We start from the raw sequence: 6,357 nt of genomic DNA, 5'->3' as shown, positions 1-6,357 counted from the left end.
GGGTGGTTTCCGATGAACAGTTTCTCTTCCCGCGTTGCTGCCGCTGCCGCCGCGATCCGCCAGATCTTCCCTGAAACGCCGCTGCAGGAAAACGATTATCTGTCGAAAAAGACCGGTGCGCGGGTGCTGTTGAAGCGCGAGGATCTGTCGCCGGTCCGCTCTTACAAGATCCGCGGCGCCTTCAATTTCTTCCGCAAGACACTGGCGGCCGGCAACGAGGCTGAACTGTTCGTCTGCGCGTCCGCCGGCAACCACGCGCAGGGTTTTGCTTTCGTCTGCCGCCATTTCGGCAGGCGAGGCGTTGTGTTCATGCCGGTGACGACGCCGCAGCAGAAGATCGACAAGACCAAGCTGTTCGGCGGCGATTTCATCGAGATCAGGCTGGTCGGCGATTTCTTCGACGACTGCTATCGCGCGGCCCTGGAATTCACTGGCAGTTCCGGCGCCCATATGGTGCCGCCCTTCGATCACAAGGACATTATCGAGGGCCAGGCAACCGTCGCCTACGAGATCGCGGACCAGATGCCGGGCGCCCGCATGCCCGATATCGTCATGCTGCCGGTCGGCGGTGGCGGACTTGCCGCTGGCGTCACCCATTATTTCGCCGATCAGGGCAGGGAAGCACGCTTCGTCTTCTGCGAACCGGCAGGCGCGCCGAGCCTGCGCGAAAGTCTTGCGGCGGGAAAACGGCTCAAACTCGCCAAGGTCGACAATTTCGTTGATGGCGCCGCGGTGGCCGAGATCGGCCGCGAGCCGTTGCGTCATCTCAAGGATTTTCCGGCCGAAACGGTGCGGCTGATCCCGGAAAACCGGCTCTGCGCCACCATGATCGAAATGCTCAACGTCGAAGGCGTCGTGCTGGAGCCGGCTGGCGCGCTGGCGATCGATGCGCTCAAGGATTTCTCCAAGAAGGAGATCAGGGGCAAGACCATCGTTGCCGTGGTTTCGGGCGGCAATTTCGATTTCGAGCGGCTGCCGGACGTCAAGGAACGGGCGCTGCGCTTCGAGGGGCTGAAGAAATACTTCATCATCCGCTTTCCGCAGCGGCCCGGCGCGCTGCGAGACTTCCTCGAACTGCTCGGGCCCGACGACGACATCGCCCGTTTCGAATATCTGAAGAAATCGGCGCGCAATTTCGGGTCGGTGCTGATCGGCATCGAAACCAAGGACCGCCGCAATTTCGATCTGCTCAAGGCGAAGTTCGAGGCCGAAGGCGTCCAGTATCAGGACATCACCGACAACGAGACATTGGCCGGGTTCATCATATGAGCGGCAAGGAGGCAGGAAAAATCTTCGTCGCACTGTTTTCCGGTATCAATGTCGGCGGCAACCCCATCGTCAAGATGGCGGAGCTGCGGTCGTTCTTCGAGGATCTCGGCTTTTCCGATGTCGCCACCTATGTGCAGAGCGGCAATGCCGTGTTCCGGGCGAAGAAGGGCGACGCGGCGACGCTGACGAAACAGATCGAAGCAGCCTTCAAGAAGAAATGGGGTTTTTATTCGCGCATCATGGTGCGCGATCTTTCCTGGTTCGAGCGGCTGGTGAACGAAAACCCTTACCCGGAAGCTGCCGCGGAGCATACGAAGCTGCATGCCTATGTGCTGGAGCGCGAGCCGACAGCGGACGAGGTGACGCGGCTGGCCGAAAAGTGCACCGGCCCCGAACGCTTCGAGATCAAGGGCGATGTGCTCTACCTCAGCGCGCCGGACGGGCTGGGCAAATCGGTGTTTGCCGGGCTGATCCCGCGCACGCTGAAAGTCCCGGGCACCGCACGCAACTGGCGCTCCGTGCAGGCGCTGCTGGAGATGGCTCGTGTGCCCTGACTTGCTTTCGATTTAAAGTGCAGCCTTGCCGGTCGGCGAGTATTGTTCCTGGATCAAGCCACTGTGTTTTTTCTGCAACAATTTGTGGCTGTCTGATTTGCTGGGCTGCCGAATGACCCGCGCCGTGGTATTCTCCCAATCTATTCTTGGGGGATTTCGATGAAACGTCTAATTATTGCGTCCACTTTCTTGATCTCTGCCTGCGGCGCATCGTTCGCGGCCGATGCGGTCACGACCGAGATGCCGGCGGGTTTCAACTGGTCCGGTGGTTATGTCGGTATCAACGCCGGCTATGGCTGGGGAAGTGCCGATGCAGTTGATCCGAGCGGCAATTTCTTCGAGGAAGACGCCGGCCAGACCTTGGACGTCAGCACCGATGGCTTTCTCGGCGGCGTCCAGGCTGGCTACAACTGGCAGTCTGGTGCGTTCGTATACGGTGTTGAAGCCGATCTGGGCTATCTGGGGGTTCGTGGTGATAATTTTGTCGTCGAAAGTCCCGACAATTTCGGATCGACGAAGCTGGGCGTCTATGGCGACCTGACTGCACGCTTGGGCTTCGCGGCTGACACGCTGCTGATCTATGCCAAGGGCGGGGCGGCGGCCACGCACTACAAAGTCAGCTACGGCGACCTCGACGGCGGCGATCCCGATCCGGACAACAATGCGTCGAAAAGCGGCGGTCGTTTCGGATACACGGTCGGTGGCGGTGTCGAATGGGCCGTTTCCGACAAATGGACCACCAAGCTGGAATATCAGTACTTCGATTTCGGCAAGGTTGATTTGAGCGACCTCGATGGTGACGAAGCGAAGGTGAAGATCGACGCCCATACGATAAAGATCGGACTGAACTACAAGTTCTGATCGATCGGCCGTTTCGATGGTTCAGATGGCGTCGCGACCAGCGACGCCATAATTTTTTCAGGCGCCCCGGTTGCCGACAGCGCCGGTGTCCGCCATTGCGGCTGATCGCGGATCAGACCGGTTTCCAGTCGAAGGTCAGCTCTTCGCGGAAAGCAAAGCGCTTGATGTGATCGGCGACAACGCCTTCCAGGCGCCCGATCGATCCTGCTTCGTCAGTCGACACCGTGATATGCAGTGTCGCCGCATCGGCATCCATGACGGTACGGCCCATTGAAAGATCGATGGTGCCGTGGGTGGGATCGAACTCGACCGGGAATTTGTGCGCCCAGTGCTTGCACAGCTGCTGCAGGTAGCGGCTGGCATGTTCGGTGGCGACGTCGGCATGGCTGGTCGGCATGGATTCTCCTGGGCAAGCGCCTGTTGCGTGGCCGGGGCACCGGCCCAAGCCTGGCGCCTCAGCCAGACAGATAGGCGCCGCCCCTGAAAAACCAAACGGTACTGGGCCGTCAGCCTGGTATTGTCCGCTCAAGACAGCGTGATCGGCTACCAGCTTCCGGTGTTCGCCATCGAAGCCCAGGGCTCCGCCTTGGCCTTGGCCGGGCCTTTCTGCAGAAGCTCGATCGAGATGCCGTCCGGCGACTTGACGAAAGCCATGTTGCCGTCGCGCGGCGGCCGGTTGATGATGACGCCATTGTCCATCAGATGCTGGCAGGTGGCGTAGATGTCGTCGACCTCATAAGCGAGGTGGCCGAAATTGCGTCCGCCCTTGTAGTCTTCCGGATCCCAATTGTAGGTCAGTTCGACCAGCGGTGCCTTGTCGGCGATGCCGCTTTGCTCGTCTTCGGAGGCCGCGAGGAAGATCAGCGTGAAGCGGCCTTGCTCGTTTTCGTAGCGGCGCACTTCCTTGAGGCCGAGCTTGTTGCAGTAGAAGTCGAGCGAGGCATCGACGTCGGTGACGCGGATCATGGTGTGCAGATAGCGCATGTGATTTCCTCGATAAATTGCGTTGCGGCGCAACATAGGGTCGGCCCTGTCAAAGGGCAATCGTGCGGCGGTGCGCAATGCCGGCAAAGAACAAATCCGGTATTGCCCAAATGAACCGTGAAAAAAGGCACGGCAGGTCTTGCACAGACCGGAAGCCGCAGTGTTAATCTGTTGGCAAGAATCAGTTGCGGTGTTCTTGAAAAAAGGGGGCATTCTTATGGGGGAAAAGGCCTCTTTGACGGGGCGGGACGGACCCCTCGGCGACGCCTTGCAGCGTGACGAAGGCGGCGATGCCGCGGACTTGCTCGAAATAGCCGGCGCCATCAAGTGGTTCGATGTGGCCAAGGGCTATGGTTTCATTTTGCCGGATGGCGGCATTTCCGGCGATATCCTCCTCCATGTGACATGTCTTCGAAGGGATGGCTTTCAGACGGCCCTGGAGGGCGCACGCGTGGTCTGCCTCGTCAAACATGGCGACCGCGGATTGCAGGCCTTCCGGGTGCTCTCTATGGACGTCACCACCGCGGTCCACCCGGCCGAGATGCAGGAGCAGCGCACCCATGTCGCGGTGACGCCGGAGAGCGGTCTCGAACGCGCCCTGGTGAAATGGTTCAACCGCACCAAGGGGTTTGGTTTTCTCACCCGCGGCGAGGGCACCGAGGACATCTTCGTCCATATGGAGACCTTGCGCCGCTACGGTATCACCGAGCTCCGGCCCGGACAGGTCGTGCTGGTTCGTTTCGGGCGCGGCGACAAAGGCCTTATGGCCGCCGAAATTCACCCCGATATGGGGACCTTGCCGGTCTCGCACTAGGGCGTTTCCGGCCGAGGATCTCGAATGGCTTACAGGAACTGGCTGACCGCGGGCGCGATGTGCGCGATTGCCTTCATCGCCGCCGCCGGTGGTTACTTCTATTCCGAAAAGCCGACCTCGGCGGACAGCCGGGCGATGATCCTTCCGGCCGATCCGACGCCATTGGTCGTGGTGACGAAAGGCGGTGATCGCTCTTTTTCCATCGAAGTCGCCGACACCGCCGCGGAGCGCGAGGCCGGCTTGATGTACCGCCAGGACATGGCGGACAACCACGGCATGCTGTTCGTCTTCGAGGTCCAGCAGCAGGTCGGCTTCTGGATGCACAACACGCCAATGCCGCTTGATCTGATTTTCGTCGGCCAGGATGGCAAGATCCGGGCGGTCAAGCACGGCGAGCCGCAATCGGACGCCGTCATTTCGCCCGGCGTACCGGTGCGCTTCGTGCTCGAGCTCAAGGCCGGCACTGCCGCCAGGAACGGCATCGAGTATGGCGACCTTTTGCGCCATCCGGCCGTGGGCACGGTATCCGGCCCCGGCATGCCACCAGCCGACAATGGCGATGCGCCCAATGGCGGTGGCGGTTGAGCACGCAGGCGGGATCGCAGATGCAGTTTTTCATCCATGACGGCTTCGACCTTGCCTTCCTCGACCGCCAGCCGGAATCGGGCGAGGGCGATCCGGTGCTGATGATCCATGGCTTCGCCTCGAGCCATTATGTCAACTGGGTGTCGCCCGGCTGGTTCAAGACGCTGAACGATGCCGGTTACCGCGCTATCGCCTTCGACAATCGCGGCCACGGCTCGTCGTCGAAGAGCTATGAGGAGGCCGACTACACGCCGGTCAAGATGGCTTCCGATGCCGCTGCCTTGCTCGGCCATCTCGGCATCGAGCGCGCCCATGTCATGGGTTATTCGATGGGCGCTCGCATCGCGGCGTTCATGGCGCTGTCCGATCCGGACAAGGTGGCGACGCTGGTCTTCGGCGGTCTCGGCATCGGCATGGTCGACGGTGTCGGCGATTGGGATCCGATCGCCGCCGCCCTGCTTGCCGATGATCCGGCCGCCACCAGCCATCCGCGCGGCCGGTCGTTTCGCGCCTTCGCCGACCAGACCCGCAGCGATCGCCGGGCCTTGGCCGCTTGCATCGCCAAATCGCGGGAATTGCTGAGCGAGCAGGATATCGCGCGAATCGCCCAGCCGGCGCTGGTCGCCGTCGGAACCACCGACGACATTGGCGGCTCGCCCGATGAGCTTGCAGCGTTGATGCCGAACGCCAGCGCCTTTCACATCGAGGGCCGGGACCATATGCTGGCCGTCGGGGACAAGACCTTCAAGCAGCGCGTGCTGGAGTTCTATGCCGAGAATCCGCTCTGAGCGGACGGCGATGCATCAGGCGGATTTGATGCTTGTGCTCAGTCCGGCGCTCTCGCTGCTTGAACCGACTTCGCCATCACGCACAGCAGCTCGAACATCATCGTCGCGCCGGCGAGCGCCGTCATTCCGCCCAGGTCGAAAGGCGGCGCCACCTCGACGACGTCGGCACCGACAATGGTCAATCCGTCGAGCAGGCGGACCATTTCCTGGGCCTCGCGGGTGGTGAAGCCGCCTAGCTCGGGCGTTCCGGTCCCAGGCGCCATCGACGGGTCGATGCAGTCGATGTCGAAGGTCACATAGATGGGCGTATCGCCGACGATGCCGCGCGCCTCTTCCATGACGCTGGCCGCGCCCCGCCTGACGAACTCCTCCATGTAGATGATGCGGATGCCCTGGGCGACCGCCCATTCATGTTCGCCGGGTTCGTATATCGAGCCGCGGATGCCGATCTGGACGATGCGCTTGGGATCGAGCAGTCCTTCTTCGATGGCGCGGCGGAAGG

The 6,357-nt window shown here is 61.6% G+C and carries 9 protein-coding genes; 6 read left to right on the top strand and 3 right to left on the bottom strand.

The window, feature by feature from the left end; translation table 11 throughout:
* Positions 1-12 precede the first annotated feature (12 nt).
* From ilvA to EN749_RS28050, 3 genes are all read left to right on the top strand, one after another.
* Positions 13-1,269 (top strand): threonine ammonia-lyase IlvA, encoded by a 1,257-nt coding sequence (gene ilvA / locus EN749_RS28060; protein ID WP_128290005.1) that lies wholly within the window; start codon positions 13-15, stop codon positions 1,267-1,269.
* Positions 1,266-1,823, top strand: a complete 558-nt coding sequence (locus tag EN749_RS28055; RefSeq protein WP_128364380.1) for a DUF1697 domain-containing protein — start codon at positions 1,266-1,268, stop codon at positions 1,821-1,823. Before ilvA ends, EN749_RS28055 begins: the two co-directional genes overlap by 4 nt.
* Before the next feature lie 159 nt (positions 1,824-1,982).
* Positions 1,983-2,684: an outer membrane protein gene (locus EN749_RS28050; protein WP_128364379.1), complete on the top strand. Its 702-nt coding sequence runs from the start codon at positions 1,983-1,985 to the stop codon at positions 2,682-2,684.
* Between the two features lie 112 nt (positions 2,685-2,796).
* Here EN749_RS28050 and EN749_RS28045 read toward each other — a convergent pair whose 3' ends face one another.
* A complete protein-coding gene (locus EN749_RS28045; protein WP_127398882.1) occupies positions 2,797-3,081 on the bottom strand; it encodes a DUF2218 domain-containing protein in 285 nt (94 codons plus the stop codon).
* Positions 3,082-3,227: 146 nt separating this feature from the next.
* Complete coding sequence (gene gloA, locus EN749_RS28040) at positions 3,228-3,668, bottom strand: lactoylglutathione lyase (RefSeq protein WP_127332092.1); 441 nt, start codon at positions 3,666-3,668, stop codon at positions 3,228-3,230.
* Positions 3,669-3,885: 217 nt separating this feature from the next.
* Between gloA and EN749_RS28035 the strand changes: the two genes are divergently transcribed.
* From EN749_RS28035 to EN749_RS28025, 3 genes are read left to right on the top strand one after another with little or no spacing between them, the layout of a single operon-like run.
* The gene (locus EN749_RS28035) at positions 3,886-4,482 is read left to right on the top strand and encodes a cold-shock protein (RefSeq protein WP_127398883.1); all 597 of its coding nucleotides are present in this window, start codon (positions 3,886-3,888) and stop codon (positions 4,480-4,482) included.
* Between the two features lie 24 nt (positions 4,483-4,506).
* Positions 4,507-5,067: a DUF192 domain-containing protein gene (locus tag EN749_RS28030; RefSeq protein WP_127382930.1), complete on the top strand. Its 561-nt coding sequence runs from the start codon at positions 4,507-4,509 to the stop codon at positions 5,065-5,067.
* 20 nt (positions 5,068-5,087) lie between these two features.
* Positions 5,088-5,855 (top strand): alpha/beta hydrolase, encoded by a 768-nt coding sequence (locus tag EN749_RS28025; protein WP_189367753.1) that lies wholly within the window; start codon positions 5,088-5,090, stop codon positions 5,853-5,855.
* Positions 5,856-5,893: 38 nt separating this feature from the next.
* On the opposite strand, the gene EN749_RS28020 is transcribed toward EN749_RS28025, so the two are convergent.
* Positions 5,894-6,357 (bottom strand): arginase family protein (locus tag EN749_RS28020; RefSeq protein WP_189367751.1); only part of this gene is annotated, 464 nt, incomplete at its 5' end.

It is taken from the genome of Mesorhizobium sp. M7A.F.Ca.ET.027.02.1.1 (assembly GCF_004022985.1).
Lineage (GTDB): Bacteria > Pseudomonadota > Alphaproteobacteria > Rhizobiales > Rhizobiaceae > Mesorhizobium.
Note: the sequence above shows the minus strand (reverse complement) of the source record. Positions and strands in the feature narration are given on the sequence as shown.

What these genes read in the sequence shown, in the direction of transcription:
- EN749_RS28035 (WP_127398883.1), top strand. Translation starts at nt 3,886, where the DNA reads ATGGGGGAAAAGGCCTCTTTGACGGGGCGGGACGGACCCCTCGGCGAC.
- EN749_RS28055 (WP_128364380.1), top strand. Translation starts at nt 1,266, where the DNA reads ATGAGCGGCAAGGAGGCAGGAAAAATCTTCGTCGCACTGTTTTCCGGT.
- gloA (WP_127332092.1), bottom strand. Translation starts at nt 3,668, where the DNA reads ATGCGCTATCTGCACACCATGATCCGCGTCACCGACGTCGATGCCTCG.
- ilvA (WP_128290005.1), top strand. Translation starts at nt 13, where the DNA reads ATGAACAGTTTCTCTTCCCGCGTTGCTGCCGCTGCCGCCGCGATCCGC.
- EN749_RS28025 (WP_189367753.1), top strand. Translation starts at nt 5,088, where the DNA reads ATGCAGTTTTTCATCCATGACGGCTTCGACCTTGCCTTCCTCGACCGC.
- EN749_RS28030 (WP_127382930.1), top strand. Translation starts at nt 4,507, where the DNA reads ATGGCTTACAGGAACTGGCTGACCGCGGGCGCGATGTGCGCGATTGCC.
- EN749_RS28050 (WP_128364379.1), top strand. Translation starts at nt 1,983, where the DNA reads ATGAAACGTCTAATTATTGCGTCCACTTTCTTGATCTCTGCCTGCGGC.
- EN749_RS28045 (WP_127398882.1), bottom strand. Translation starts at nt 3,081, where the DNA reads ATGCCGACCAGCCATGCCGACGTCGCCACCGAACATGCCAGCCGCTAC.